Genomic DNA, 26600 nt, shown 5'->3' with positions numbered 1-26600 from the left:
CGGCTGATATGGTTTTTTCGGATTTAGCTGAATCTGTAACGCACTGAGCCGTTGCGCCATAGTCAGCGTCCTTTTGAACGCGCCGTAGAGCCCGATCCTGCTGATGAGGTAGCGACATGTATCAATACGATGACTATGACCGGGCCCTGGTCTTTGAACGGGTCGCGCAATTCCGCGATCAAGTGCAGCGCTACCTGGCGGGCGAACTGAGCGAAGAGGAGTTCCTGCCGCTGCGCCTGCAAAACGGCCTGTACCTGCAAAAGCATGCCTACATGCTGCGGGTGGCGATTCCCTACGGCACCTTGAGTGCGCGGCAGATGCGCACCCTGGCGGCGATCGCCCGGGACTACGACCGTGGCTACGGGCACTTCACCACCCGCCAGAACCTGCAATTCAACTGGATCGAACTGGCCGAGGTTCCGGACATCCTCGAGCGCCTGGCCGAGGTCGAGATGCATGCGATCCAGACCTCCGGTAACTGCGTGCGCAACATCACCACCGAGGCTTTCGCCGGCGTGGCGGCAGACGAGTTGATCGACCCGCGACCGCTGGCGGAAATCCTCCGGCAATGGTCGACGATCAACCCGGAATTCCTGTTCCTGCCGCGCAAATTCAAGATCGCCATCTGCAGCGCCGAACAGGACCGCGCGGCGATCATGATGCACGACATCGGCCTCTACCTTTACCCCGACGCCAGCGGGCAGATGCTGCTGCGGGTGATTGTCGGCGGTGGCCTGGGACGCACGCCAATCCTTGGTTTGCAGATTCGCCAGGACCTGCCCTGGCAGCACCTGCTGTCCTACGTCGAGGCAGTGTTGCGGGTGTACAACCGCCACGGGCGGCGTGACAACAAGTACAAGGCGCGGATTAAAATTCTGGTCAAGGCCCTGGGGATCGACGCGTTCGCCAGGGAAGTGGAGCAGGAATGGCAGCACCTCAAGGACGGTCCTGCGCAGTTGACCGAAGAGGAGTTCCAGCGGGTCGCCAGCGCCTTCGTTGCGCCGAGTTATGCGCCACTCGCCGACACCTGCCTGGAGCACGGCACGCGCCTGGCGGACAACCCTGCCTTTGCCCGCTGGGTGGCGCGTAACGTGCAGCCGCACAAGGTGCCCGGTTATGCCTGCGTGGTGCTGTCGACCAAACCGGGCAGTGCTGCGCCGCCGGGTGATGTCAGCGATCGGCAGATGGACGCGGTGGCGGCCTGGTCGGAGCAGTTCGGTTTCGGCGAAATTCGCATAGCTCACGAGCAGAACGTCATCTTGCCGGATGTGCCCAAGGCCCAGCTCCATGCCTTGTGGCGCCTGGCCTGCGAGGCCGGGCTGGGCAGTTCCAATGCGGGTCTGCTGACGGACATCATCGCCTGTCCCGGTGGCGATTTCTGTGCCCTGGCCAATGCCAAATCGATCCCCATTGCCCAGGGTATCCAGGCCCGTTTCGACGATCTCGACTATCTGCACGACCTGGGGGATATCAGCCTGAATATCTCCGGTTGCATGAATGCCTGCGGTCATCACCACATCGGCAATATTGGCATCCTCGGCGTCGATAAAAATGGCAGCGAGTGGTACCAGATCACCCTCGGCGGCGCCCAGGGCAAGCACAGCGCGCTGGGCAAAGTCATTGGCCCTTCGTTCAGTGCCGCCGAAGTGCCAGAGGTGATCGAGCAGATCATCGCCACCTTCGTGCGCTATCGCGAGCCGGAAGAGTTGTTTGTCGACACCGTGCAGCGCATTGGCCTGGAGCCATTCAAGGAGCGGGTTTACACGAAAGCCGTGGAGGGTGTGGCATGAATAATCTGCTGCGCTGGCGCCATGGAGTGGCGGAGCTGGACCGGGAGGATCGCTGGACCATGATTGATACGGCCGAGACGCAGCGGAGCGAAGGGCCGTTGCTGCTGCCGTTGGCACTGTGGCTGCAGGAGGCTTCGAGCGAGCACGGGGTGTGGCTGGGTCCGGATGACGAGGTCGAAAGCCTCACGCCCTGGCTTGCCCAACTGCCGCTGATTGCCCTGCAGTTCCCCGACTTTCGCGATGGCCGTGCGTATAGCCAGGCCTATCTGCTGCGCACCCGCCTGGGCTGGACCGGCGAGCTGCGGGCGATCGGTGACGTGCTACGCGACCAGCTCAGCCACATGCGCCAATGCGGCTTCGATGCCTTCGTCGTACGCGCCGACAAATGCCCCGAGGATGCGCTCAAGGGCCTGGCCGGGATGAGCGTGCAGTACGGACGCTCGGTCATCGAACCCCGGCCGCTGTTTCGGCGGCGGGGGTAGGGCGCAAAGATCTTGTGATCGAACACAAAACCCTGGAGCGAGCCTGCTCGCGATTGCAGAGTGTCAGGCGCTGCAGATGTTGAATGTGCCGGCCTAATCGCGAACAGGCTCGCTCCTACAGGTTGTTTACCCCTTCAACGCCGGATCCCCCGGATTGAGCTTCTTCCAGCCCTGCAACAACACCTGGGCCTTCGGTTCCTGGCCGCTGTTGAGGTAGTACTGGATCAGCGCCAGTCGCGCGCTGCGGTTGGTCGGCTGTTGCTCGATCAGTTTCTCCAGCAAGGCGCAGGCCTCGTCGAGCTTGCCTTGCTCATGCAGGGCCACGGCCAGCACATAACCGTACTGCGCGTTCTGCGGCTCAAGCTTCACCGCAGCTCGCAGGGCCTGCATGGCTTGCTCGCGATTTCCGGCGCGGATCAGCGCCAGGCCCTGGGTATGCTGCAGCAGCGCCGCATCCGGATGCTCCTTGAGACCTTGCAGCAGCAATGCCTGGGCCTCGGCGGTACGCCCCTGGGATTCCAGCCACTGCACCAGAGTCACCAGCGCCGGGTAGAAATCGCCGTCACGCTTGAGCGCCGCCCGCAAACGCGGCTCGACCTCGGTGCTGCGACCACTGGCCTGATACAGCATCGCCAGGTTGAGATTGGCCTCGGCGCGCTCGGCCAGGCTCAACTGCACCTGTTCGTACTCGTCGATTGCCGCCTGCCAATTGGCCCGCGCGCTGCCCAGGTTGTTGGCAGCACTCAGCAGATCACGGGCGGCGGCGATCCGCACGGCCTTGACCGGATCACTGAGCAGCGGCGTGTACAGGGACACACGCTCAGGTGTCGGGAGGAAGGCGCTGACCGCACGGATCGCGCTTTCGCGGACCAGCGGCTCAGGGTGCGCCAGATCCTTGCTGGCCAGCTTGAGCGCCTGCTCGCTGGGGTACTGCGGCAGTTCACCGAGCAAGGTGGCACGCTGGATGGCCGGCAGGTTACTGCGCTGCAACTGTTCATACAGCACCTGCGCGGCACCCGGCTGACCCCCGCGCACTTGCCACAGACTCTCGTCGTATCGGGGCGCCTGGGCGGCGGGGTGGGTGTTCCACAGCTTGAACTGCTCGGTGACCTTGTCGCCGGCCTTGCCCTGGTGACAGGTCAGGCAGGCGTCCGGGGTGCCGAGTTTTTTCGCTCGTTCGGGATTGGGAATGCTGAAGCTGTGGTCATGGCGCAAGTCGTTGCCCATGTAGAACTTGCCGGGCATGTGGCAATCGACGCACTGCGAACCCGGTTGGCCCATGGTGTGGCGGGTGTGCTCGATGGAATCGTAGTTTTTCGCTAGCAGGCCCTTGCCGTCGACACCTTCGACGGCCGTCTTGCCCGCGGTGTTGTGACACTGCAGGCACACGCCGTTGCCGGAGGCCTTGAGTTCAGTGCTGTGGGGGTTGTGGCAATTGCTGCAGCGCACGCCCTTGTCGAACATTTTGCTCTGCAGGAACGAGCCGTGCTCGAACACTTCGTCCTTGATCTTGCCGTCCAGCGCATACAGCTCGCGGGTCAGCACGCTGGGCAGGTAGTCGTCCATCAGCCGCTTGCCGACGGTGTAGCCATCCCCCAGCGGCGCGCGACGGGAGTGGCAGCGGGCGCAGGTCTCGATTTCGGTGGTGGCGTTGCGGTCCTTGAGGTCGACGTCGAAGCCGGCATGGATCAGGTCGGTTTTTTTCGCGCTCCATTGCAAGTGATTCGAGGCCGGGCCGTGGCAGGCCTGACAGCCGACCCCCAGGCTGTTCCACTGGCTGGCGAAGCTGTTGCTGGCGGCATCGAAGTTGCGCTTGAAGCCGGTGGTATGGCACTCGACGCACATGAAATTGGCGTTCTGGCTCGGCTTGCTCCAGTGCAGCGGGTTCTTGAAGGTCACGCCCTGACCCGGATAGAGGTGAAACCAGCGGTGTTTCTCGGTATCCCAGGCCACGCCGAGGGCTTGCAGGCGGCCTTCGCCGACTTCGACCAAATACTGCTGCAAGGGTGCGACACCGAAGGTGTAGGCCACTTTGAAGTCGGCATTTTTGCCATCGGTGCCCGGGGTGTTGACCCAGAACGCATCGTCCTTGCGGAAAAACCGGGTTGTCTCGCCCTCGGCCTTGAAGCTGCGGTCATTGAAGTCGGCCAGCACTGTCTGCGCATCGGCGACCTGCATTGCCAACTGGTGATGGGAGCCTTGCCAGTCCTTGACCTGTTCGCTGTGGCAGCCCTGGCATTGCTGCTCCTCGACCATGCTCGCGGGTGGCAAGGGTGCCGCTGCAGGCGCGGGCTTGGGCGCCGGAGCGACGGCAACGCTGGGCGCCACGTAGGGCGCGGGGCTGGGTTTGCTGGCGAGCAGAAACCAGCCCAACCCGGCCATTATCAGCAACAGCAGGGCGGCGGTGGCGGGAAACAGATAGCGGGACATCGGGTTTGGTTGGGAATCAGGGTCAGGCTGGGTGTTTTTGTTTTTAGTGATCGGCATTGCGACTTCCATGGTCCAGAGGCGATGAGCGTCTACAGCATGAGGTTGTAACGGTTGAGCGGGGCGCTGTCATCCTGATTTTTGTGGGGGCTTTGCGGTCGCCTTCGCTGGCTTGTCGGGACGCCCCATCGCAGCGAAGAAATCGACGCGGTCTCAAGCCCCGCACCAACTGCACATCGCTTACTCCCCGACAAACCACCGATAATACGGATTCGCCGAATCCCCACGCATCACCTCCCGTATATCCCGGGCCCAGGCCTGGCGGTCGCCGTCGTAGGCATGCAGGCTGGCACGATAGAACTGCATCAGGCGTTGCTGGTGGACGTTCATTCGCTCGCTGAAGGCCGGATCGGCGTTGAGCAGTGGCGGCGGGCGATGCAGGTCGAGCAGGGCGGGCAGTACCCGGCTGATCTCCTTGGCTCGCACCCAGGGCGCGTATTCAATGCGCGGCTGGTCATCGGTAACCGCCAACGCCTGGCCGGCAAACTGCTGCAAACCCAGGCGATCGGTGACCCAGGTGGCCAGCAGCGCCGGCGCCGAACTCACCCCGACCTCCTGCAAGGCGTTGCGCACGCTGTCCTGGGCATAGCGCTGGCTGATGCGCGCGGCGTCCAGTTCAATCGGCTCGAGGGAGCCCACCAGCAACATTTCGTGGAACTCGCTGGTCCAGACGTTGGCGTAGGGGAACACCTGGAGAAAACTCTGCACCAGGGCCCGCGAGTCGTCGATGTTCTGCGTCGGCAACGGCAGCCACTGCGCGACCAGCCCCTTGGCTTCGAGACGTCGCGCTGCCAATTGGTAGAAGTCCCGGGAGTACAGATTGACTACGCCCGCGGCCGAGGGCGGCGGAGGCTCCAGGGTGATCAGGTCGTAACGCTGTTCGCTGCGCAGCAGTTCCTGGCGACCGTCGCGCAGGCGCACATCGAGGGCCGGGTTGGCCCCGGCGTTGTAGTTGCCCTTGAACAGCGGCGCGGCCTGCACCACCGCCGGCAACAGTTCGGCGACCACTCGTTGCTCGAGTCCAGGGTATTGCAGCAAGGCACCGGCGGTGATGCCGGTGCCGAAGCCGATCACCAGCGCCGAGCGCGGCTCACCGTTATGGATCAACAGCGGCAGCAGGGCCTGAATGCGCATGTAGCGCAGTGATGGCATGGCATCGCCGGTGTTTGACACGCCCTGGATATACAGGCGCTGGAAGGTACGTGGCTGTTTGCCCTGGGTGACCACCGCAACGGTGCCGCCACGGCCCTCCTGATAAAACGCCAATTCACCATTGCGTGCGCCCGGCAGCAGGCTCGCCAGCTTGTCGACCGGAGTCAGCACGGCGACGCCCAGCGAGAGGACGGCGACCGCGATCACGCCTTGGCGCGTGCCTTTGTTGAGCGCTCGACCTTGGCTGATGGCGATCACCCCGACCGCTGCAGCAATCAGCGCCAGCAGCCCGAGGGTACGCACCAACCCCAGCAGCGGAATCAACAGGAACCCGCAGAGCATGACCCCGATGATGCCGCCCAGGGTGTTGAACGCCACGACCGCCCCGACATCCCGGCCCACCCGATCCTGGCCCACGCACAGGCGCAGGGCCAAGGGAAAGGCTGCGCCTAGCAGCAAGGTCGGGACAAACACGATGCACAGCGCGGCCACGGCGAAACGCACGCTCATCGCCGCCAGTTCGCTGGCGCCGAGGGCCAGCGCGACGGCTTCGCCCTGGGTTTGTAGCAACACCAGCCAGCGCCCGAGCAGCGCCACCTCCAGCAAGGCCAGCAGCCCGGCAGCGGCGATCAACAAGCCGAACAAGCCCCAGGGATCACGCACCCGCTCAACCCGACGGGCCATCCACACGCTGCCGAGGAACAGGCCGAGCAGGTAAGTCGCCAGCACCACGGCGAAGGCATAGGTGCGGGTGCTCATGAATTGCACGATGGACTGCGACCAGACCACCTCATAGCCCAACGCCACGCCGCCGGCAATCGCGTACAGCCAAAGCGCCAGACGCGCCGGCGCGGCAGGCGCTACGACTTTAGCTGACGCTGATTCAGCGGGTACCGGGCCCTGGCGTTGAAACCACAGCAGCGCACCGGCGGCCGCCAACAGGTTGAGCATGGCGGCGAAAATTGCACTGCCGCGCACCCCCAGGGTGGCAATCAGCAGGAAGGCCGCCAGCAGGGTTCCGGCGATGGCCCCCAAGGTATTCGCCGCATACAACTGGCCGCCGGCCTTGCCCGAATGCCGGGGATCCGTCGCCAGCGCGCGCACCAGCACCGGCAGGGTGCCGCCCATCAGCACCGCCGGCAAACCCACCAGGGCAAACGGCAGCCCCCAGGCCGCCAGGCCGATCTGCTGTTCCAGCCAGGCGAATGGCGCGGCGGCCAGACTCATCCCCAGCGTTGCGCCGACGCCCAGCAGCGCCACCAGCACTTCCAGCCCGGCGTATAGCAGCAACGGCCGCTGCAAGCGGTCGGCCAGGCGCCCGAACAGCCAGCCACCCAAGGCCAGGCCGGCGAAGAAGGCGCTGATGCCAGTGGTGATGGCGTACACCTCGACCCCCACCACCAACGACAACTGTTTGATCCACAGCACCTGATAGACCAGCGCCGCTGCCCCCGAGACCACCAGCAGCAGGGCCGGGATCAACAGGGCAGGGGCGTGGGTGTGAGAGGCGGGAATGGCCGACGACTTGCTGGCGACACGTGAAGACATGGGCATTGCCTTGTACAGGACCGGGAAGAGAGCTGCTGAATACTACTATTGCGGCTACTCGGTGGAAGGGGCGTCGAATGGGTAAATACGCTTCCATTCTTTGCTCATGTCGACCACGCTCCAGCCGCGCTTGTTGGCTTCATCCAGCGCTTTGTCCAGGCGGCCGATGTTTGACTGTCGATCATAGGCCCATTCGCGCTTGGCGTCGGTGTGATGCACCAGGCCCATGAAGCGTTTACCCGGCCCGGCTGCGGTCCACTGCAGCATCTGCAGGTCACCGTCGGAGTTGCCAAAGGCGAGGATCGGGCGCCGACCGATTACCTGCTGGATGCTCTCCGGTTTGCCCGGCCCGTCATCGTTATGGGCGAGCTTGGGCAGGCGCAGGATCGAGGCGTCGTTGCCGTTGAGCTGGAACTGAGTGGCGAAGGTGGTGCCGATCACCTGCTCCGGCGGGATGCCGTAGACCTGCTCGGCGAAGGCGCGCATGAACTCGACTTCGCCGCCGGAGACGATGTAGGTCTTGAAGTCCTGGCTGCGCAGGTAGTCGAGCATTTCCAGCATCGGCTGGAAGATCATCTCGGTGTAGGGTTTGCCGGTTTTCGGGTGACGGGCCTGGCTCAGCCAGGTCTTGGCGTTGTCCATGAAGGCGGCGGTGGTGATCCCGGTGTGGGTCGCGCCGATGATCTTCATCAGGCCGTCCATGCCGCTGGCGGCCAGTGCCTGATGGTCGTTTTCCAGTACCGCCTTGAAGGGCTGCTCGGTTTTCCATTGCGGATGCTGGGGCGCCATGCGCTTGACCTCTTCCAGGGCGAACAGCACCTGGAAGTACATCGGTTGCTCGCTCCACAGGGTGCCGTCGTTATCGAACACGGCAATCCGTTCCTCTGGCTTGACGTAGTCCTTCGAGCCTTGGGTGGTCACCGCCTCGACGAATTCGATGAGGTTCTTTTTCGTCGGCCCGTCGTTCCACGAAGGCAAAACATCGGCCGCGCTGGCCAGCAATGGCAGGCTAAGCGCCAAGGCCAGCAGCAACTTCAGGCCGTGACGCTGGTAGCGGACGTTCAGTGAGTTCATGAGTGATCCTTCTCGTGACGTGGATTGAGTGGACGCAAGGCCTGGGGCTCGGTTGCGCGCTGTGCGGCGACCTGAGCCTGTAGCGTAGTCAACGTTGGCTTGAACTGCGTCAGAGCTTGCTGATCGTCGGCTTCGCGCGTGTATCGGCGGCGCAGCAGCTGTTGTACCGAACCGCCGAGAACGCCGATGGCCAGCCCTTTTCCGCTGCGGCGCGCCCACAGATACAGGGCACTTAACTGCGGCGGCTGGCCTTGCAGTTGTCCGGGAATCTGCTCCCAGGCGTAGTCGGCGGACAACAGCCAGGCGGCATGCCGGGCTTGACGGCGCGCCCGCCATGCGCGCCAGCCGCGTTGGCACCAGGGCCTGAGCAGGTAACCGGCAATCACCACCAGCAACAGTCCTGCCGTCCACAGCACCCCGTGCCGCGACAGGTGCAGGCGACCCTTCTGGCCCAGTCGCTCAAGGTCTTCGGCAATCGAGAATACCGGTTTATAGCCGGGATTGGCCGCGGCCTCGAAGGTCACCGCCGGCACTTCCGCCACCCGTATTTGCCCAGCCGCCGCATCCCACCAACGCAGTTGAATCGCCGGCAGGCTGTAATGGCCCTGGCGCTGGACCTGATACGTCGCAGCGTCGATGCGCTGCCCGCCATTCAGATGCCCACGGCCATCGTCGAGATTGCTGACCTGCGGGGTTTTCAGGTAACGCTTGAGGCCCTCGACGTCACCCAGCTGAGGCGCCGGCAAGGCCATGGCCAGGGCACCGTCGGCCTGCAAGGTGAGCTGCCGGGTCAGACTGTCACCGGCCTTGAGTGGGGTGGTCGACGGTTGGATCACCTGGGTCAGGCGCAGGCCCTGGGCGACCAGCACCGGTTCTCCCGGGGCGAATCCCGGCGGCTGCTCGGCGCGAAACTGCAGGGGCTGGCTTTGCGCGCTGAGTGCCTGGCTGGCCTGGCCCGGCGTCGCCCGTACGGTCAACGCCGGAATGTCGAACGCCTGGGCCTGATTGGGGGTGATCAGGTAGCTGTAACGCATGCCCGAGTAGGATTTGCCGTCGAGGGTCTGCGTGGTGTGCTCGGACTCGCCGTTGGGGGGCATGACCAGCGCGCCGTCGAGTTTGAGTTCCGGCAGGCTGGGGGCGCTGGTGAACCAGGTGTCGGTCAGCACTTCCACCTGCAACCTCACCAGACCGCCGACCATCACCGGCTTGGCGGGTTGCAGGCTTGCCTGCACCCGCAGATCAGGTTCGGCCGCCGTGGCCGAAGTCGCCGATAGAACGAGCAGCAGACCGCCAATGATCAATAGGGTTTTCATGGTTGGCCCTCCTGATCCTGGATACGGAATTTCTGTTGGAGAAACTTCGCCGGCGAGGTCGTCAGGTTCTGCAGCCATTGCGCATCGGATGCCGCCTGTGGCGTCTGCACCGCTTTGCTCTGGCCCTTGCCGGCCGGTTTGTCGTACTTGACCTCGTCGGGTTTGACTTCGGGCGCGTTCTGTTCGGCGCTTTCAGTGTCTTTGAGCAACGCCTGGGCCAGTGCGAGGTTGGCAGTGGCCTCGGGGAACCGCGGTTGCAGTTTCAGGGCCTGGGTATAGGCGGCGATAGCGGCGTCGAACTTGAAGCGACGCACGTAAATATTGCCCAGGTAGAAGTAGGCTTGCGGTGTATCGAGGTGGGCGAATGTAGCCAGCGCCAGGTCAAAGTCAGCGGCGTTGTAGGCGGCAATGCCTTTCCAGTACGGATCCTCGAACAGCGCCGCCGCCTGCGGAAAATGCTGATGTTCGAAGGCCCAGCGACCCTGCTGGTCGGCGCTGAAAAAAGCATCGGTCAGAGCATTGGCCTCGGCGTCTGCCGGCTGTCCGGCCAGGCCGACCCCGAGCAGCAGGGCGGCGGTCCAGTTCAGACTCCAGCCGCGCCGCACCGCGAGGAAGGCCAACAGCAGCAGCGGCCAGCACAGCCAGTAGCCGGCGTCTTTCCAGTGCAGTTGCTGCTGCTCGGCGCTGGCGCTCTGGAAATGCTGCTGGGCATGCAGTTCGATCCAGTCCAGATCGTCGTCGTTAAGGGTCAGGCTGCCCAGTGGGGCGTCGAGTGTCGAGGCCAGTTGCTTGAGTGCTGCCTGATCGAAACTGCCCAGCACCGGCCGACCATTGCTGTCGGTTCGGGGTTGGCCGTTGGCGTCGGTGATCACGCCGCCGGCGCTGTTGCCCACGGCCAGCACCAGCACTTGCAGCGGGCTGTCGTCCAGGTGTTTATCCAGCTCCGCCAGTTGCCCGGTGTCGGCGCCGTCGGTGATCAGCAGCAGGGTGCCCGGGGTCTTCTCCGCCTGCAGCAGGGTTTTGGCCTGGTCGATCACCGCCGCGACGTTCTTGCCGGGTTTCTGCAACAGTTGGGTGGCGAGGGCCTGGATAAAGCTGTCGAGCAGCGCCGGGTCATCGGTAGGCGGCAACACCAGGTGTGCACTGCCGGCATAGGCGAGCAACGCAGTGCGCGCGCCACTGCGCCGTTGCAGCAGATCGTGGAGCTTGTGCTTGGCGGCTTCGAGGCGGGTGGGGGCGACATCGCTGGCGTCCATCGACGGCGACAGGTCGACCGCGACTATCAGCGGCGCACGGTTTTCCAGGAAGTCCGGGCGATCCTGTTCCCAGGTCGGCCCGGCGGCGGCTACCGCGCCGAGCACAAGCAGCGCGCAGGTCAGGTGCACCGGGCGCCAGCGATTGGGATCGTCGGGAGTGATCAGCAGGTGTGGCAACAGATGCGGGGCGATGGTCCCGCGCAGGTGCCGTTGCAGGTCGCGACTGCGCCGCCAGAGCCAGGGCAGCAGCGCGCCGAACAGCGCCAGCAGCAGCCAGGCCGGGCGCAGAAAGTGAAAGTCACTGAGGTTGATCTCCATCTCAAGCCTCCTCGGGTTGGCGACCCGCGTGCAGCCGTGGCCACAGCAGGGCGATCAGGTGATACAACGCGAGCAGGCCGATGGCCGCGCCCAACGGCAGCCAGAACAGCTCGCGCTTGGGTTGGTGACTGAACGTCTGGACCCGGTGCGGGGTGATCTGGTCGAGGGTGGCATAGACCTGGTCCAGGGCCTGGCGGTCTTCGGCGCGGAAGAAGCGTCCGCCGGTGGCCGTGGCGATTTGCTCGAGCCCTTGCAGATTGACCTTGGACTCACCGCTGGCGCCCGGGTCACCGATGCCGATGGTGTGAATCACTACGCCCTTGGCGGCGGCCATGCTCGCGGCGTGCTCGGGGGTGATGGCACTGCTGGTGTCGTTGCCGTCGGTGAGCAGGATCAGCACTTTTTCCTGCTCATGGGCCTGGTCGAGCATTTTCAACGCCAGGCCGATGGCGTCGCCAATCGCGGTATTGGGTCCGGCCATGCCGATCCCGGTGTCGTCCAGCAACAGCGACAGGCTGGTGTGGTCGAGGGTCAAGGGCGCTTGTGGGTAGGCGCCGCTGCCGAACACGATCAGGCCCAGGCGATCGTCCTTGCGCCGCTCGATAAAGCCCTGGACCACCGCCTTGACCGCAGCCAGGCGATTGATCTTCTGCCCGTTGCTGTCGGTGTAGTCGGGGGTTTCCATGGATTGCGAGATGTCGATGGCGAGCATCAGGTCGCGCACGGGCTGCTGGCGTTCGATGGGTTTTTCCACCAGCACCGGCCGCGCCACGGCCACGACCAGCAAGGCCCAGACCAGCAGATTGAGCAACAACTGCAAGCGATTGCCACGCCCCCCGGACTGGCTCGGCGTTTGTCCTATTGCTCGACTCATCGCGGCAAAAAACGGCACCCGCAGCGCACTGCGCGCTTCGCGGTAATCCGCCAAGTAGTGATAGCCCAGCCACACCAGCGGCAGCAGGAGCAACAGCCAGGGGTAGTCAAACTGCCACATGATGCTGCTCCAGCCATTGCTTGCAGGTTGCGAACAGCGCCTGGCGCTGCTCGTCCGGTATCGCCAATAGCGTCGCTTGCGGGGCGTAGGCCAGCGTTGCCAATTGCCGGCTGAAATCCTCCGGCAGTGGGGTGGGGCTGTGGAACTGTAAAAATGCCTGCCAATCATCATTCGCCAGCGCACCCGGCCCCTGTAGGAGCGAGCCTGCTCGCGATGGCGGTGTGTCAGCCCCCGCCGATGTTGAATCTGAAACACCACCCTGTAGGAGCGAGCCTGCTCGCGATGGCGGCATGTCAGGCACTCGCGATGTTGAATGGAAGATTGCTTTCGCAAGCAGGCTCGCTCCCACAGTTGGGGAGTGTGGTACTGGCATCGATAGCGCCGCACGCTTGAGCAACTCCGGCAACTCACGCAACGCATTCAAATCACTGCTGCGCCGTTGCAACAGCGCCAGCCGTTCCAGGGCTTCACGCCGATAGGCATCCCGCCGCCACTGCCAATAACGCCGCGCCGCCCACACCAGCAATCCCACCAGCAGCAGCCCCAGCAGACACCACCAGCCCCAGGTCTGCGGCATGTAACTGACGGGCGTCGGCAGGGCCATTTCCTTGAGCTGATCGATACTCGGCACATGGCTGCTCATCGCCGCCCCCCGACGAGCTTGCCTAGCTCCGCACGCAATTGCTCATGGGCCGCAAGCGCGGTACTGAACATCATCACCGGCACCCGGCTGCGCCGCAGCAACGTGGCGACGTCTTTCAAGCGGCCACTGAGAAAATCCCCCAGCGGTTGGTGCACCTGGCGCTGGCCCACCGCCAATTCGACCTGCAATTGTCCTTGGGTCACCAGCACATGGCCGTTGTTCGGCAGCTTGAGGGCCAGCGGATCGTAAACCTGCATGGCGATCACATCGTTGTGCGCACTGAGCTGGCGCATCAGTTGCAGCGTACGCGGACCGGCGCCGGCGAAATCGCTGATTATGCAAATCAGATGGTCGTGCCTGGCCACGGCCAGGGTCCGTTGCAGGACCTTGTCCAGTTGATCCTCGCCTTCGTGATCCGGGTTGCGCGCACTGAGTGCCTGATTCTGCCGTGCAATTCGCGTGCACAACGCTTCCAGGCGTTTGCGGCTGCGCAGCGGGGCGACGCTGTCGATATTCCGATCGTCAAACACCAGGCCGCCGACCCGGTCGCCGGCGTTGAACACCATCCACGCCGCCAGTGCGCCCAGCTCAGCGGCCAGCGCCGACTTGAAGCTGCGCTGCGAGCCAAAGAACATCGACATGCGCTGGTCCACCAGGATTAACGCCGGGCGGTCGCGCTCCTCGGTGAAGGTGCGTACCACCGGCTTGCCGGTGCGCAGCGAGGCCCGCCAGTCGAGATGGCGCAGGTCATCGCCGGGTTGATAGCGGCGCAGCTCATCGAAGTTCAAGCCGCGCCCGCGCAGGCGCGATGCATGATTGCCGGCAAGGATGCTGCCCTGGGGCTGGCGCGCGGTGAAGCTCAGGTCACGGGCCTTGAACTCGAGGGACATCAGTTGCTTCAGCGATACGTACACCAGGCCATCCAGTTCCTGAGTGTTCATCGGCATGGCCTCAGGCGGGAATCGCGACAGTGTCGAGCAGGCGGTCAAGCACCTGGTCTGCGTTGACCCCGTCGGCCACCGCGTCATAACTCAATTGCAGGCGATGACGCAGCACCGGGTGAACCACGCTGCGCACGTTATCGGGGGTGACGAAATCCTGGCCCTGCAGCCAGGCGTCGGCGCGCGCGCAGCGGTCCAGGCCAATCCCGCCACGGGGGCTGGCGCCGATGGTGATCCAGCGCGCCAGGTCGGCATCGTAGTCGGCAGGGTGGCGGGTGGCGTTGATCAGATCGATCAGGTAACGGTCAATGGCCGGCGCGACACTGACCGCACTGACTTCACGGCGTGCATTGAAGATCACTTCCTGAGGTAGCTGAAAGCCGGGGGCGGTCGCGGCTGTGCCGGCCTGGGCCTGTTCTTCGTCGCGTAACAGGCGCAACACCTGGCTTTCGTTTTCAGCGCTGGGGTAATCCAGCAGCACTTTCATCAGGAAGCGGTCCATCTGCGCCTCCGGCAGGGGGTAGGTGCCTTCCTGTTCGATCGGGTTTTGCGTGGCCACCACAATGAACAACTGCGGCAGTGCATGGCTGTTGCCAGCCACAGTAATTTGCCGCTCTTCCATGGCCTCGAGCAGCGCCGCCTGGACCTTGGCCGGCGCGCGATTGATTTCGTCGGCGAGGATCAGGTTGCCGAACAACGGTCCCGGCTGGAACAGGATCTGATTCTGTCCGTCGACCTGGTGCAGTACCTCGGCGCCGGTGATGTCCGAGGGCAGCAAATCGGGGGTGAACTGGATCCGGCGCATTTTTGCATCGAGGTGCTTGGCCAGGGCTTTGACCGTGCGGGTCTTGGCCAGCCCTGGCAAGCTTTCGAGGAGCAAATGACCGTTGGCCAGCAGGCCAAGCATGATCTGCCGGATCACTTGATCCTGACCGAGTACCGCCTCGGCGATGTTCGCTTGCAGGGCATTGATATCAGTCAGTGCGGTCATGGGGGCGATCCTTTGCAGTGGGACGATCAGTTGATTGGGGTCAGCGCCGGCAGTTTCCACTGGCCATTGGCGACCTCGGGTTTGGGCAGATACAGGCGCAATACCGCATAGAACGGGCCGTGGGGCGCTGGCAGCCAGTTGCTGCGCTGGTCCTTGATTGGCACCGAGTGCTGCAGGTACAGGGTCAGTCCGCCATCGGCGTCGCGTTTGAGCTTAGGCAACATTCGGGAATTAATCAGGTAGCGATCCTGGTGATTGGGCACCAACAGTTTGGTCTTGCCGTCGTACATCGTCAGCGACCAGAACGCCTCCGCCGGTGGCAACTGGTCCTTGGCGAAGTGCAGGCTGTAGCTGCGCTTGGCGCCATTCAGTGGCTTGCCGGTGCTGTCGACGAAATAGCCCATGTACGCAGCTTCATCGGCAGAGTTGCCGAAAATCCCGATGTTGGCGCCGGCGTAGCGGTACAGGTAATTGTTCTGCAGGTGCTCACGGGTGCCGAAGAAGTCACCGCTGCTGAGCTGGTGGGTATCGATTTTTTCCTTCTTGAACGCCGCAAACTCGGCCTGGGCATCGCTGATCCCGTCTTCCAGGGCCTGGCGCTGTTCGTTGCTCAGGGTCTTGAGTTCGAACGGCTGGCCGGCGACGACCCCGATTTTGCCGAAGCGCGCGAGGGCCTCCCGCTCCGAATCAACGGCCGGGGCGAAGGCCAGCATGAAGTTCAGGTACTTGAACAGCTCCGGGCTGTCGCTCATATGGGCGCTGGGCTTGGGCCAGTTGATCTTCGCCGCCGCCGGCGCTGCCGGTTGCTTGAGGTACTGGCTGAGGGGCTGGACCTTGTAGCCGTTCTGGATGCGTTTGACCTTCTCCAGGTCCTTGTCGTCGAACAGTTGGGTGCGATACAGCGCGTAGGCGATGTTACTTTCGCTGCGCACCAGGCGATCGATATTGACCGGCTGCTGACCTTTCCAGTCCGGACCGACAATCATGAACCGCCCACCTTTATTACCGGTGCTGCGGGTGCCCAGATAGGCGAAATTCTGCGTGTAGAGGTCGATCAACTGCACCGAGTAGTAACGTTCCTCGGCAATCTGCGGCAGGGTCAACACTACCGGCTCGGCGCGCAAGTCCATCCAGACGAAGGAGTAGGGCGTGTCGGAATTGGGCGTGATGATCGCCGTGTCCTTGGGCGTGAACACCCTGGCGGTATTGCCGATATGGTTGAACGGCGCCTTGAAGTTCGGTCCGCCTTTGTCCACGGTTTGTGCATACAGGGTCTTGTACATCTCAACGACCGGATAACCGTACAGGTAGGCTTCCTTGGCGATGCTGCGGGCTTCTGCGGGGCTGGCGGTAAAGTCCGCCCAGCTGGTGGCGCTCAATAACAGGCAAAGGCCGCCCAGTAGCAGGCGAGTCGGGGTCAATCGGGTCATTGCACAATCCTGTGGGTGAGCGTGGGTATGGCGTGAACTGATCGTCAGAAATCGACGAATGCGCTGTGGGATATACCCCTCTGCGCTGTAAGGTTCAACTAAGCAAGTTAGCAGTCAGCACGGTTACGGCCAGTCAGAAGGTTAATTATTTCAATGGATTCGGAAAAATCTATCGATACGTCGAGATAGGCTCGACCGCCCATTCGTGGTTAACTTCGCCTCCTTGCGAGATCCTTCGATGGTTCATTACACCCACTACTAATAAGGACACTGATCATGGCTCAAGTCACTCTCAAAGGCGGTCCGGTTCAAGTCAACGGCGAACTGCCTAAAGCCGGTTCCCAGGCGCCAGCCTTTTCCCTGGTCGCAGGCAACCTGTCCGACGTTACCCTGAAAGACTTCGCTGGCAAGCGCAAAGTCCTGAACATCTTCCCAAGCGTCGATACCCCGACCTGCGCCACTTCGGTTCGCAAGTTCAACGCCCAGGCCAATGACATCGCCAACACCGTGGTGCTGTGCATTTCCGCCGACCTGCCATTCGCCCAAGCGCGTTTCTGCGGCGCCGAAGGCCTGGAAAACGTCCAGAACCTGTCGACCCTGCGTGGCACCGAGTTCCTCGAGAACTACGGCGTGGCCATTGCCGACGGTCCACTCAAGGGCCTGACCGCTCGCGCGGTCGTCGTACTGGACGAAAACGACAAAGTGCTGCACAGCGAGCTGGTCGCGGAAATCGCTGAGGAGCCGAACTACGAAGCAGCGTTGGCCGTGCTCAAGTAACAGGCATTACAATTATTAACGGCCTGGCTCTGTCCAGGCCGTTTTCATTTGTGCTTCAGTCATTTAGCAATCACTCGCGAAAAACAGGCTGAAGGTAAATTGCCGGTAAAGGCGCTTTGCTAATTGACCGTCAGTGCTTATCGTTCAGCCTCCCGTATAAAGATGCCCACGCGCCCAATGGTTAATCACTCCATGCAATCTTCCGCTTCCCGTCACTCTCGTCGCTGGCTGTTCGGCCTGCTGGTCCTGTTGATCATTGCTGGCCTGTGCTGGAAATTTTGGCCGGCCGGCAGCGCCAGCAAGGACGCTCCCGCACAAAAGGCGGCGAGCGGTCACGTCGGCCGTTCGGGGAGCATGCGCCCCGGTTTCGGTGGCGCGGCGGGCGCGGTTCCGGTGCGTGTGGCGCCGGCGGTCGTGGGGGACTTCCCGCTGTACTACAAGGCCCTCGGCACCGTAACGGCGTTGAACACCATCAATGTGCGCAGCCGGGTCGGCGGTGAACTGATGAAGATCAGTTTTGAAGAAGGGCAGATGGTCAAGGCCGGCGACCTGCTGGCCGAGATCGACCCGCGTCCGTATCAGAACGCCTTGCTCCAGGCCGAAGGCACCCTGCTGCAAAATCAGGCGCAACTGAAAAACGCCCTTGTCGACCTTGAGCGTTATCGCGGCCTTTACGCCGAAGACAGCATCGCCAAGCAGACCCTGGACACCGCCGCAGCGCTGGTGGGGCAATACCAGGGCACGGTGAAAACCAATCAGGCGGCGGTCAACGACGCCAAGCTCAACCTTGAGTTCACCAAAATCCGCGCGCCGATCACCGGCCGCGTCGGCCTGCGCCAATTGGACATCGGCAACCTGGTAGCAGCCAACGACACCACCGCCCTGGCGATCATCACTCAGACCCAGCCGATCAGCGTGGCCTTCACCCTGCCGGAAAACAGCCTGGATGTAGTCCTCGCCCGTTATCGCAGCGGCGCTAAATTACCGGTCGAAGCCTGGGACCGTGGCGATACCAAGCTGCAAGCCAACGGTGTCCTGCAAAGCCTCGACAACCAGATCGACACCACCACCGGGACCCTGAAATTCAAGGCCCGCTACGACAACCGCGACCAGGCGCTGTTCCCCAACCAGTTCGTCAACGTGCGCTTGCTGGCCGACACCCTGAAATCGGTGATCCTCGCGCCATCGGCGGCGATTCAGTTCGGCACCAACGGCACCTTCGTCTACGCCATGGACGGTGACAAGAAAGTCACCATCCGCCCGCTGAAAATCGGCGCCAGCGACGGTGACAACACGGTGATCACCGAAGGCCTCAAGCCCGGCGACCGCGTGGTGCTGGAAGGCACCGATCGCCTGAAGGAGGGCAGTGAAGTCGAAGTGGTCAACGACAGCAACCAGGTCCCGGCCACCCCGGCCGACAACTTGCACAGCCAGGCCGGCGATACCGACCCTGCGGCCAAGGCCAACGGCAAGGCGCATAAGGGCGGCGCATGAACATCTCCCGCCTGTTCATCCTGCGACCGGTCGCGACCACCCTGAGTATGCTGGCCATTGTCCTGGCCGGCCTGATTGCCTATCGCTTGTTGCCGGTCTCGGCACTGCCGCAGGTGGACTACCCGACCATCCGGGTCATGACCCTGTACCCCGGTGCCAGTCCGGACGTGATGACCAGCGCGGTCACCGCGCCGTTGGAGCGCCAGTTCGGGCAGATGCCCGGCTTGACCCAGATGGCCTCCACCAGTTCCGGCGGCGCTTCGGTACTGACCCTGCGTTTCAACCTCGACATCAATATGGACGTCGCCGAACAGCAGGTGCAGGCCGCGATCAACGCCGCCAGCAACCTGCTGCCCAGCGACCTGCCGGCACCGCCGGTGTACAACAAGGTCAATCCGGCGGACACCCCAGTCCTGACCCTGGCGATCACCTCGAAAACCATGCTGCTGCCCAAGCTCAATGACCTGGTCGACACACGCATGGCGCAGAAAATCGCCCAGATCAGCGGCGTCGGCATGGTCAGCATCGCTGGCGGCCAGCGCCAGGCAGTGCGGATCAAGGTCAACCCCGAGGCCCTGGCAGCCAACGGCTTGAACCTGGCGGACGTGCGCACCCTGATTGCCGCGTCCAACGTCAACCAGCCCAAGGGCAACTTCGACGGCCCGACCCGGGTCTCGATGCTCGACGCCAACGACCAGTTGACCTCGCCCAAGGACTACGCCGAACTGATCCTCGCCTACAACAACGGCGCGCCGCTGCGGCTCAAGGACGTCGCGACCATCGTCGACGGCGCCGAGAACGAGCGCTTGGCGGCCTGGGCCAATGAAAACCAGGCGGTGCTGCTGAACATCCAGCGCCAGCCCGGGGCCAACGTGATCGAAGTGGTCGACCGGATCAAGGCACTGTTGCCGAGCATCACCGACAACTTGCCAGCCGGCCTCGACGTCACGGTCCTCACCGACCGCACCCAGACCATCCGCGCCTCGGTCACCGATGTGCAGCACGAACTGCTGATCGCCATTGCCCTGGTGGTGATGGTGACGTTCCTGTTCCTGCGCCGGGCCAGCGCCACCATCATCCCGTCGATTGCCGTGCCGCTGTCGCTGATCGGCACCTTCGGCGTGATGTACCTGGCCGGCTTCTCGGTCAACAACCTGACCCTGATGGCCCTGACCATCGCCACCGGCTTTGTGGTCGACGACGCCATCGTCATGCTGGAGAACATCTCGCGCTACATCGAGGAGGGCGACAGTCCGTTGCAGGCGGCACTCAAGGGTGCCAAGCAGATCGGTTTCACCCTGATTTCCCTGACCCTGTCGTTGATCGCGGTATTGATTCCTCTGCTGTTCATGGCCGATGTGGTGGGGCGGCTGTTCCGCGAATTCGCCATTACCCTGGCGGTGGCGATCCTGATTTCCCTGGTGGTCTCGCTGACCCTGACGCCGATGATGTGCGCGCGCTTGCTCAAGCGCGAGCCAAAGGCGCAAGAGCAGGGGCGTTTCTATCGGGCCAGCGGCGCCTGGATCGACTGGTTGATCGCGGCCTACGGGCGTCAGTTGCAGTGGGTGCTCAAGCACCAGCCGCTGACCCTGATGGTGGCCATCGCCACCCTCGGCCTCACCGTGTTCCTCTACATGATCGTGCCCAAGGGTTTCTTCCCGGTGCAGGACACCGGGGTCATCCAGGGTATTTCCGAGGCACCGCAATCGGTGTCCTTCGCCGCCATGAGCCAGCGCCAGCAGGAATTGGCGAGCATCATCCTGCAGGACCCGGCGGTGCAAAGCCTGTCGTCCTACATCGGCGTCGACGGCGACAACGCCACGCTCAACAGCGGCCGCTTGCTGATCAACCTCAAGCCCCACAAAGAGCGCGACCTGAGCGCCGCCGAGGTGATCGCACGCCTGCAGCCGCAACTGGACAAACTGGTGGGCATCCGCCTGTTCATGCAGCCGGTGCAGGACTTGACCATCGAAGACCGGGTCAGTCGCACCCAGTACCAGTTCAGCATGTCCTCGCCGGATGCCGCCTTGCTCAGCGAGTGGAGCGGTCGCCTGGTCGAGGCCCTGCAGCAGCAACCGCAACTCACCGACGTCGCCAGCGACCTGCAGGACAAGGGCCTGCAAGTGTACCTGGTGATCGACCGTGACGCTGCCTCGCGCATCGGCGTGTCGGTGGCCAATATCACCGACGCCCTGTACGACGCCTTCGGCCAGCGGCAAATCTCCACCATCTACACCCAGGCCAGCCAGTATCGGGTGGTGCTGCAGGCCAAGGACGGTGAGAAGATCGGTCCGCAGGCGCTGCAGCAGATCTACGTCAAGACCACCGATGGCGGCCAGGTGCGGCTGTCGAGTCTGGCGCGCATCGAAGAGCGTCAGGCACAGCTGTCGATTGCCCATATCGGCCAGTTCCCGGCGGTGATGATGTCGTTCAACCTGGCCCCCGGCGTTGCCCTGGGGCACGCGGTGGAACTGATCGAACAGGTGCAGAAAGACATCGGCATGCCGGTGGGCGTGCAAACCCAGTTCCAGGGCGCGGCCCAGGCGTTCCAGGCGTCGCTGTCGAGCACCTTGCTGCTGATCCTGGCGGCAGTGGTGACCATGTACATCGTGCTCGGGGTGCTCTACGAGAGTTACATCCACCCAATCACCATTCTCTCAACCTTGCCCTCGGCAGCGGTCGGCGCCTTGCTGGCGTTGCTGCTCAGCGGCAATGACCTGGGGATGATTGCGATCATCGGCATCATCCTGCTGATCGGCATCGTTAAGAAGAACGCGATCATGATGATCGACTTCGCCCTTGAAGCCGAGCGCAACCAGGGCATGGACCCGGCGACGGCGATCTACCAGGCGGCCTTGCTGCGCTTCCGGCCGATCCTGATGACCACCCTGGCGGCGCTGTTCGGTGCGGTGCCATTGATGCTCGCCAGCGGCTCCGGCGCCGAGCTGCGCCAGCCGCTGGGCCTGGTAATGGTCGGCGGGCTGCTGGTCAGCCAGGTGCTGACCTTGTTCACTACACCGGTGATCTATCTGTACTTTGATCGGTTGGGACGGCGCTGGCGGCCTGCGCCGCGGACGCTGGAGTCGGTAGAACAGCCATGAACCTCTCCGGACCCTTTATCAAGCGCCCGGTAGCCACCATGCTGCTGAGCCTGGCGATCATGTTGCTGGGCGGGGTGAGCTTTGGCTTGCTGCCAGTGTCGCCGCTGCCGCAGATGGATTTTCCGGTGATCGTGGTCCAGGCCAGCTTGCCCGGCGCCAGCCCCGAGGTCATGGCGTCCACCGTGGCGACGCCTCTGGAGCGGTCCTTCGGTGCGATCGCCGGGGTCAACACCATGAGCAGCCGTTCCAGCCAGGGATCGACCCGGGTGATCCTGCAGTTCGACCTCGATCGCGACATCAACGGTGCGGCGCGGGAAGTGCAGGCGGCGATCAACGCCTCGCGCAATCTGCTGCCCAGCGGCATGCGCAGCATGCCCACTTACAAGAAGGTCAACCCGTCCCAGGCGCCGATCATGGTGCTGTCGCTGACCTCCGATGTGTTGGAAAAGGGTCAGCTCTATGACCTGGCCTCGACCATCCTGTCCCAAAGCCTGTCTCAGGTGCCGGGCGTGGGTGAAGTGCAGATCGGCGGCAGCTCCCTGCCGGCGGTGCGCATCGAGCTTGAACCGCAACTGCTCAACCAGTACGGCGTGGCCCTCGATGAAGTGCGCACCACCATTGCCAACGCCAACGTGCGCCGGCCCAAGGGCTCGATCGAGGACGATCAGCGGATGTGGCAGGTGCAGGCCAACGATCAGTTGGAAAAGGCCAAGGACTACGAACCGCTGATCATTCGCTACCAGAACGGCTCGGCGTTGCGCCTGAGTGACGTGGCCAAGGTCAGCGACGGCGTCGAGGATCGCTACAACAGCGGCTTCTTCAACGACGACTCGGCGGTGCTGCTGGTGATCAACCGCCAGGCCGGCGCCAACATCATTGAGACGGTCAACGAGATCAAGGCGCAGTTACCGGCGTTGCAGGCGGTGCTGCCGGCCAGCGTCAAGCTCAACCTGGCCATGGACCGCTCGCCGGTGATCAAGGCCACCTTGCACGAAGCGGAAATGACCCTGCTGATTGCCGTGGCCCTGGTGATCCTGGTGGTGTTCCTGTTCCTCGGCAACTTCCGTGCTTCGCTGATTCCGACTCTGGCGGTGCCGGTGTCGCTGGTCGGTACTTTCGCGGTGATGTACCTCTACGGGTTCTCGCTGAATAACCTGTCGCTGATGGCGCTGATTCTCGCCACCGGTTTGGTGGTGGACGATGCCATCGTGGTGCTGGAGAACATCTCCCGGCATATCGACGAAGGCATCGCGCCGATGAAGGCGGCGTACCTGGGGGCCAAGGAGGTCGGCTTTACGTTGCTGTCGATGAACGTCTCGCTGGTTGCGGTGTTCCTGTCGATCCTGTTCATGGGCGGGATCATCGAGAGCCTGTTCCGCGAGTTCTCCATCACCCTCGCGGCGTCGATCGTGGTGTCGCTGGTGGTCTCGCTGACCCTGACCCCGATGCTCTGCGCACGCTGGCTGAAACCCCATGTCCCGGGCCAGGAAAACCGCCTGCAACGCGGCAGCCGCAAGGCCAACGACTGGATGGTCAAGCATTACGCCAGCAGCCTCGACTGGGTGCTGCGCCATCCGCGCCTGACCCTGTTCAGCCTGTTCATCACCATTGGCGTCAACGTCGCGCTGTACGTGGTGGTGCCCAAGACCTTCCTGCCGCAGCAGGACACCGGCCAGTTGATCGGCTTCGTGCGCGGTGACGACGGCCTTTCGTTCAGTGTGATGCAACCGAAAATGGAAACCTTCCGCCGAGCGGTGCTGAAGGATGCGGCCGTGGAAAGCGTCGCCGGCTTTATCGGCGGCAGTAACGGCACCAACAACGCCTTCATGCTGGTACGCCTCAAACCGATCAAGGAGCGCAACATTTCTGCGCAGAAAGTGATCGAGCGCCTGCGCAAGGAAATGCCCAAGGTGCCCGGCGCGCAACTGATGCTGATGGCTGACCAGGACCTGCAGTTTGGCGGCGGTCGCGAGCAGCAGTCGTCGCAGTACAGCTACATTCTGCAAAGTGGCGATCTATCGGCGCTGCGCGAGTGGTACCCGAAGGTGGTCACCGCACTCAAGGCACTGCCGGAGCTGACTGCCATCGATGCCCGCGAAGGTAGCGGCGCGGCGCAAGTGACGCTGGTGGTCGACCGCGACCAGGCCAAGCGCCTGGGGATCGACATGGCGATGGTCACGTCGGTGCTGAACAACGCCTACAGCCAACGGCAGATTTCCACCATCTACGACAGCCTCAACCAGTATCAGGTGGTGATGGAGGTCAATCCGAAATACGCCCGCGACCCGATCACCCTCAATCAGGTGCAGGTCATCACCGCCGATGGCGCGCGGGTGCCGCTGTCGACCATCGCCCATTACGAAAACAGCCTGGAAAACGACCGGGTCAGCCACGAAGGGCAGTTCGCTTCGGAGAGTATTTCCTTCGACATGGCCGAAGGGGTGACGGTGGAGCAGGGCGGTGCGGCCATCGAGCGGGCGATTGCCAAGCTCGGCCTGCCCGAGGAAGTGATCGCCAAGATGGCCGGCACTGCCGATGCGTTTGCCGCGACTCAAAAGAGCCAACCGTTCATGATTCTCGGCGCCTTGCTCGCGGTGTACCTGGTGCTCGGGGTGTTGTATGAAAGCTACGTGCACCCGCTGACCATCCTCTCGACCTTGCCCTCGGCCGGGGTCGGCGCCTTGCTGTCGATCTACGCCCTGGGCGGTGAATTCAGCCTGATTTCCCTGCTCGGTCTGTTCCTGCTGATCGGCGTGGTGAAGAAAAACGCCATCTTGATGATCGACCTGGCACTGGAGCTGGAACGGCACCAGGGCATGGCGCCGCTGGAGTCGATCCGCAGCGCCTGCCTGTTGCGTCTGCGGCCGATCCTTATGACCACCCTGGCGGCGATTCTCGGTGCCTTGCCGTTGCTGCTCGGCAGTGCTGAAGGCGCGGAAATGCGCCAGCCACTGGGACTGACCATTATCGGCGGGCTGATCTTCAGCCAGGTGCTGACGCTTTACACCACCCCGGTGGTTTACCTCTATCTCGACCGTCTGCGCCATCGGGTCAACCGCTGGCGTGGGGTTCGTACCGATGCTGCTCTGGAAACTGCGCTATGACTGACCGTTATCCCTTCAACCAGCGAGTGCTCGCGGCCCGTGGTTCGCGGCTGCTGAGCCTGTCCCTCAGCGCGTTGCTGCTCAGCGCCTGCGCGGTCGGCCCGGATTACCAGCGGCCAACGGTGGCAGAACCGGCGCAGTACAAGCAGGCTGAAGGCTGGCGCCAGGCCAACCCCAGCGACTCCCTGGCCCGCGGTGCCTGGTGGGAGTTGTATGGTGATCGTCAGCTGAATGCCCTGGTGGAGCGACTGAACAGCTCCAACCAGTCTGTCGCCCAGGCCGAGGCCCAGTACCGTCAGGCCCAGGCGCTGGTGGCCAGCGCGCGCGGGGCGTTCTATCCATCGGTGGACCTGAGCGTCGGCAAGACCCGATCCAGCCAAGGCACCGGCAGCAGCAGTTCGAGCCTGAGCAGTTCCAGCAGCGGTATTCGCGACACCTATAACGCACAGCTCGGGGTGAGCTGGGAGGCGGACATCTGGGGCAAGTTGCGCCGTGGCCTGGAAGCTAACGAAGCCAGTGCCGAAGCAAGTTTTGCCGACCTCGCGGCGATGCGCCTGAGCCAGCAATCGGAGTTGGTGCAGAACTACCTGCAACTGCGGGTGATCGACCAGCAGAAGCGCCTGCTGCAAGCCACCGTGGAGAACTACCAGCGCTCGCTGAAAATGACCGAGAACCAGTACCGCGCCGGTGTCTCGGGCAAGGATGCGGTGGCCCAGGCGCAGACCCAGCTGAAAAGCACCCAGGCCGACCTGATCGACCTGATCTGGCAGCGTGCGCAGTTCGAAAACGCGATTGCCGTGCTCATGGGGCAGGCCCCGGCTGCATTCAGCCTGGCGGAAACCCAGGACATTCCGGTATTCCCTGAAGTGCCGGTGAGTCTGCCGTCGCAACTGCTGGAGCGCCGTCCGGACATCGCTTCGGCGGAGCGTTCGGTGATCGCCGCCAATGCCAACATAGGCGTCGCCAAGGCCGCGTATTACCCGGACCTGACCCTGAGCATGTCCGGCGGCTACAGCAGCAGTACCTCGACCGACTTGATCAGTCTGCCCAACCGCTTCTGGTCGGTGGGACCCAAGCTCAACCTGCCGCTGTTCGACGGCGGCCAGCGTTCGGCGGAAGTTGACCGCAACGAAGCGTTGTATGACCAGACCGTCGCCACCTATCGTCAGACTGTGCTCGATGGTTTCCGTGAAGTGGAGAACTATCTGGTGCAGCTCAGGGTGCTGGGCGACGAAGCCGTCGTTCGCCAACAGGCCCTGGACGCCGCCCGCGAATCCCTGCGGCTGATCCAGAACCAGTACAAGGCCGGGCTGATTGCCTACCTCGACGTGGTGGTGGTCCAGGCCACGGCCTTGAGCAACGAACGCAGCGTGCTGAGCCTGCAACAAAGCCGGCTGATTGCCAGCGTCAATCTGATTGCGGCCTTGGGTGGTGGCTGGGATGGCAAGCTGGAACCTGCGGACCTGTAGGACCGACCTCGCCTCTGTAGGCGCTGCCCGGGCGGCGCTCCGCTGCTAGCGATGATGTCGGCTGTCCCTGCGCCTTCGCCAGCAAGCTGGCTCCTACAGGGTTTGCGGTGGGTGCCAGTCCACCGCCCTGTTACATCTTTCCCACGCACTAATGGCCTTTTGCTCAGTTAGCAGGTGCGTTCGCCATTGGAATCAGTACAATCGACGGCTTTCGCCCACCCGCACGGACGCAGTAC

17 protein-coding genes are annotated in these 26600 nt (G+C 63.3%); 7 read left to right on the top strand and 10 right to left on the bottom strand.

Annotation, left to right across the window (positions count from 1 at the left end; genetic code table 11):
- The first annotated feature begins 116 nt into the window (after window positions 1-116).
- On the top strand, window positions 117-1790 hold the full coding sequence (locus KW062_RS15950; RefSeq protein ID WP_105754268.1) for a nitrite/sulfite reductase: 1674 nt from the start codon (window positions 117-119) through the stop codon (window positions 1788-1790).
- Window positions 1787-2272, top strand: a complete 486-nt coding sequence (locus KW062_RS15945; protein WP_105754267.1) for a DUF934 domain-containing protein — start codon at window positions 1787-1789, stop codon at window positions 2270-2272. Before KW062_RS15950 ends, KW062_RS15945 begins: the two co-directional genes overlap by 4 nt.
- A gap of 126 nt (window positions 2273-2398) precedes the next feature.
- On the opposite strand, the gene KW062_RS15940 is transcribed toward KW062_RS15945, so the two are convergent.
- From KW062_RS15940 to KW062_RS15895, 10 genes are all read right to left on the bottom strand, one after another.
- Window positions 2399-4759, bottom strand: a complete 2361-nt coding sequence (locus KW062_RS15940; RefSeq protein WP_105754266.1) for a tetratricopeptide repeat protein — start codon at window positions 4757-4759, stop codon at window positions 2399-2401.
- A gap of 180 nt (window positions 4760-4939) precedes the next feature.
- Complete coding sequence (locus KW062_RS15935; protein ID WP_105754265.1) at window positions 4940-7459, bottom strand: fused MFS/spermidine synthase; 2520 nt, start codon at window positions 7457-7459, stop codon at window positions 4940-4942.
- A gap of 54 nt (window positions 7460-7513) precedes the next feature.
- Entirely contained in the window at window positions 7514-8533 is a 1020-nt protein-coding gene (locus KW062_RS15930; protein ID WP_105754264.1) for an HAD family hydrolase, read from the bottom strand.
- A complete protein-coding gene (locus tag KW062_RS15925; protein WP_256350785.1) occupies window positions 8530-9846 on the bottom strand; it encodes a BatD family protein in 1317 nt (438 codons plus the stop codon). The genes KW062_RS15930 and KW062_RS15925 overlap by 4 nt, the downstream gene beginning before the upstream one ends.
- The gene (locus tag KW062_RS15920) at window positions 9843-11420 is read right to left on the bottom strand and encodes a VWA domain-containing protein (protein ID WP_105754262.1); all 1578 of its coding nucleotides are present in this window, start codon (window positions 11418-11420) and stop codon (window positions 9843-9845) included. Before KW062_RS15920 ends, KW062_RS15925 begins: the two co-directional genes overlap by 4 nt.
- A 1-nt stretch (window position 11421) precedes the next feature.
- Window positions 11422-12414 carry a vWA domain-containing protein gene (locus tag KW062_RS15915; protein ID WP_105754261.1) on the bottom strand — a complete coding sequence of 331 codons (993 nt, stop codon included), beginning with the start codon at window positions 12412-12414 and terminating at the stop codon, window positions 11422-11424.
- A complete protein-coding gene (locus KW062_RS15910; RefSeq protein ID WP_105754260.1) occupies window positions 12401-13057 on the bottom strand; it encodes a DUF4381 domain-containing protein in 657 nt (218 codons plus the stop codon). The genes KW062_RS15915 and KW062_RS15910 overlap by 14 nt, the downstream gene beginning before the upstream one ends.
- Complete coding sequence (locus KW062_RS15905) at window positions 13054-13998, bottom strand: DUF58 domain-containing protein (RefSeq protein WP_105754259.1); 945 nt, start codon at window positions 13996-13998, stop codon at window positions 13054-13056. The genes KW062_RS15910 and KW062_RS15905 overlap by 4 nt, the downstream gene beginning before the upstream one ends.
- Window positions 13999-14008: 10 nt before the next feature.
- Window positions 14009-14989, bottom strand: a complete 981-nt coding sequence (locus KW062_RS15900) for an AAA family ATPase (protein ID WP_105754258.1) — start codon at window positions 14987-14989, stop codon at window positions 14009-14011.
- 26 nt (window positions 14990-15015) lie between these two features.
- A complete protein-coding gene (locus KW062_RS15895; RefSeq protein WP_105754257.1) occupies window positions 15016-16419 on the bottom strand; it encodes a DUF1254 domain-containing protein in 1404 nt (467 codons plus the stop codon).
- 276 nt (window positions 16420-16695) lie between these two features.
- On the opposite strand from KW062_RS15895, the gene tpx reads away from it, so the two are divergent.
- From tpx to KW062_RS15870, 5 genes are all read left to right on the top strand, one after another.
- Window positions 16696-17196 (top strand): thiol peroxidase, encoded by a 501-nt coding sequence (tpx, locus tag KW062_RS15890; protein ID WP_027618951.1) that lies wholly within the window; start codon window positions 16696-16698, stop codon window positions 17194-17196.
- Between the two features lie 177 nt (window positions 17197-17373).
- Window positions 17374-18690: an MdtA/MuxA family multidrug efflux RND transporter periplasmic adaptor subunit gene (locus KW062_RS15885; protein WP_105754256.1), complete on the top strand. Its 1317-nt coding sequence runs from the start codon at window positions 17374-17376 to the stop codon at window positions 18688-18690.
- Complete coding sequence (locus KW062_RS15880) at window positions 18687-21791, top strand: MdtB/MuxB family multidrug efflux RND transporter permease subunit (protein WP_027618949.1); 3105 nt, start codon at window positions 18687-18689, stop codon at window positions 21789-21791. The genes KW062_RS15885 and KW062_RS15880 overlap by 4 nt, the downstream gene beginning before the upstream one ends.
- Window positions 21788-24895, top strand: a complete 3108-nt coding sequence (locus tag KW062_RS15875; RefSeq protein ID WP_027618948.1) for an efflux RND transporter permease subunit — start codon at window positions 21788-21790, stop codon at window positions 24893-24895. Before KW062_RS15880 ends, KW062_RS15875 begins: the two co-directional genes overlap by 4 nt.
- A complete protein-coding gene (locus tag KW062_RS15870) occupies window positions 24892-26364 on the top strand; it encodes an efflux transporter outer membrane subunit (RefSeq protein WP_105754255.1) in 1473 nt (490 codons plus the stop codon). Before KW062_RS15875 ends, KW062_RS15870 begins: the two co-directional genes overlap by 4 nt.
- The last annotated feature ends 236 nt before the right edge of the window (window positions 26365-26600 follow it).

The sequence above is a fragment of the Pseudomonas fluorescens genome (assembly GCF_019212185.1).
Lineage (GTDB): Bacteria > Pseudomonadota > Gammaproteobacteria > Pseudomonadales > Pseudomonadaceae > Aquipseudomonas.
This window is presented reverse-complemented; position numbering and strand designations above follow the sequence as displayed.

Bases quoted from the DNA above. Each gene is read 5' to 3' on its own strand.
- KW062_RS15950 (WP_105754268.1), top strand. From the start codon at position 117: ATGTATCAATACGATGACTATGACCGGGCCCTGGTCTTTGAACGGGTC.
- KW062_RS15945 (WP_105754267.1), top strand. From the start codon at position 1,787: ATGAATAATCTGCTGCGCTGGCGCCATGGAGTGGCGGAGCTGGACCGG.
- KW062_RS15940 (WP_105754266.1), bottom strand. From the start codon at position 4,759: ATGCCGATCACTAAAAACAAAAACACCCAGCCTGACCCTGATTCCCAA.
- KW062_RS15935 (WP_105754265.1), bottom strand. From the start codon at position 7,459: ATGTCTTCACGTGTCGCCAGCAAGTCGTCGGCCATTCCCGCCTCTCAC.
- KW062_RS15930 (WP_105754264.1), bottom strand. From the start codon at position 8,533: ATGAACTCACTGAACGTCCGCTACCAGCGTCACGGCCTGAAGTTGCTG.
- KW062_RS15925 (WP_256350785.1), bottom strand. From the start codon at position 9,846: ATGAAAACCCTATTGATCATTGGCGGTCTGCTGCTCGTTCTATCGGCG.
- KW062_RS15920 (WP_105754262.1), bottom strand. From the start codon at position 11,420: ATGGAGATCAACCTCAGTGACTTTCACTTTCTGCGCCCGGCCTGGCTG.
- KW062_RS15915 (WP_105754261.1), bottom strand. From the start codon at position 12,414: ATGTGGCAGTTTGACTACCCCTGGCTGTTGCTCCTGCTGCCGCTGGTG.
- KW062_RS15910 (WP_105754260.1), bottom strand. From the start codon at position 13,057: ATGAGCAGCCATGTGCCGAGTATCGATCAGCTCAAGGAAATGGCCCTG.
- KW062_RS15905 (WP_105754259.1), bottom strand. From the start codon at position 13,998: ATGAACACTCAGGAACTGGATGGCCTGGTGTACGTATCGCTGAAGCAA.
- KW062_RS15900 (WP_105754258.1), bottom strand. From the start codon at position 14,989: ATGACCGCACTGACTGATATCAATGCCCTGCAAGCGAACATCGCCGAG.
- KW062_RS15895 (WP_105754257.1), bottom strand. From the start codon at position 16,419: ATGACCCGATTGACCCCGACTCGCCTGCTACTGGGCGGCCTTTGCCTG.
- tpx (WP_027618951.1), top strand. From the start codon at position 16,696: ATGGCTCAAGTCACTCTCAAAGGCGGTCCGGTTCAAGTCAACGGCGAA.
- KW062_RS15885 (WP_105754256.1), top strand. From the start codon at position 17,374: ATGGTTAATCACTCCATGCAATCTTCCGCTTCCCGTCACTCTCGTCGC.
- KW062_RS15880 (WP_027618949.1), top strand. From the start codon at position 18,687: ATGAACATCTCCCGCCTGTTCATCCTGCGACCGGTCGCGACCACCCTG.
- KW062_RS15875 (WP_027618948.1), top strand. From the start codon at position 21,788: ATGAACCTCTCCGGACCCTTTATCAAGCGCCCGGTAGCCACCATGCTG.
- KW062_RS15870 (WP_105754255.1), top strand. From the start codon at position 24,892: ATGACTGACCGTTATCCCTTCAACCAGCGAGTGCTCGCGGCCCGTGGT.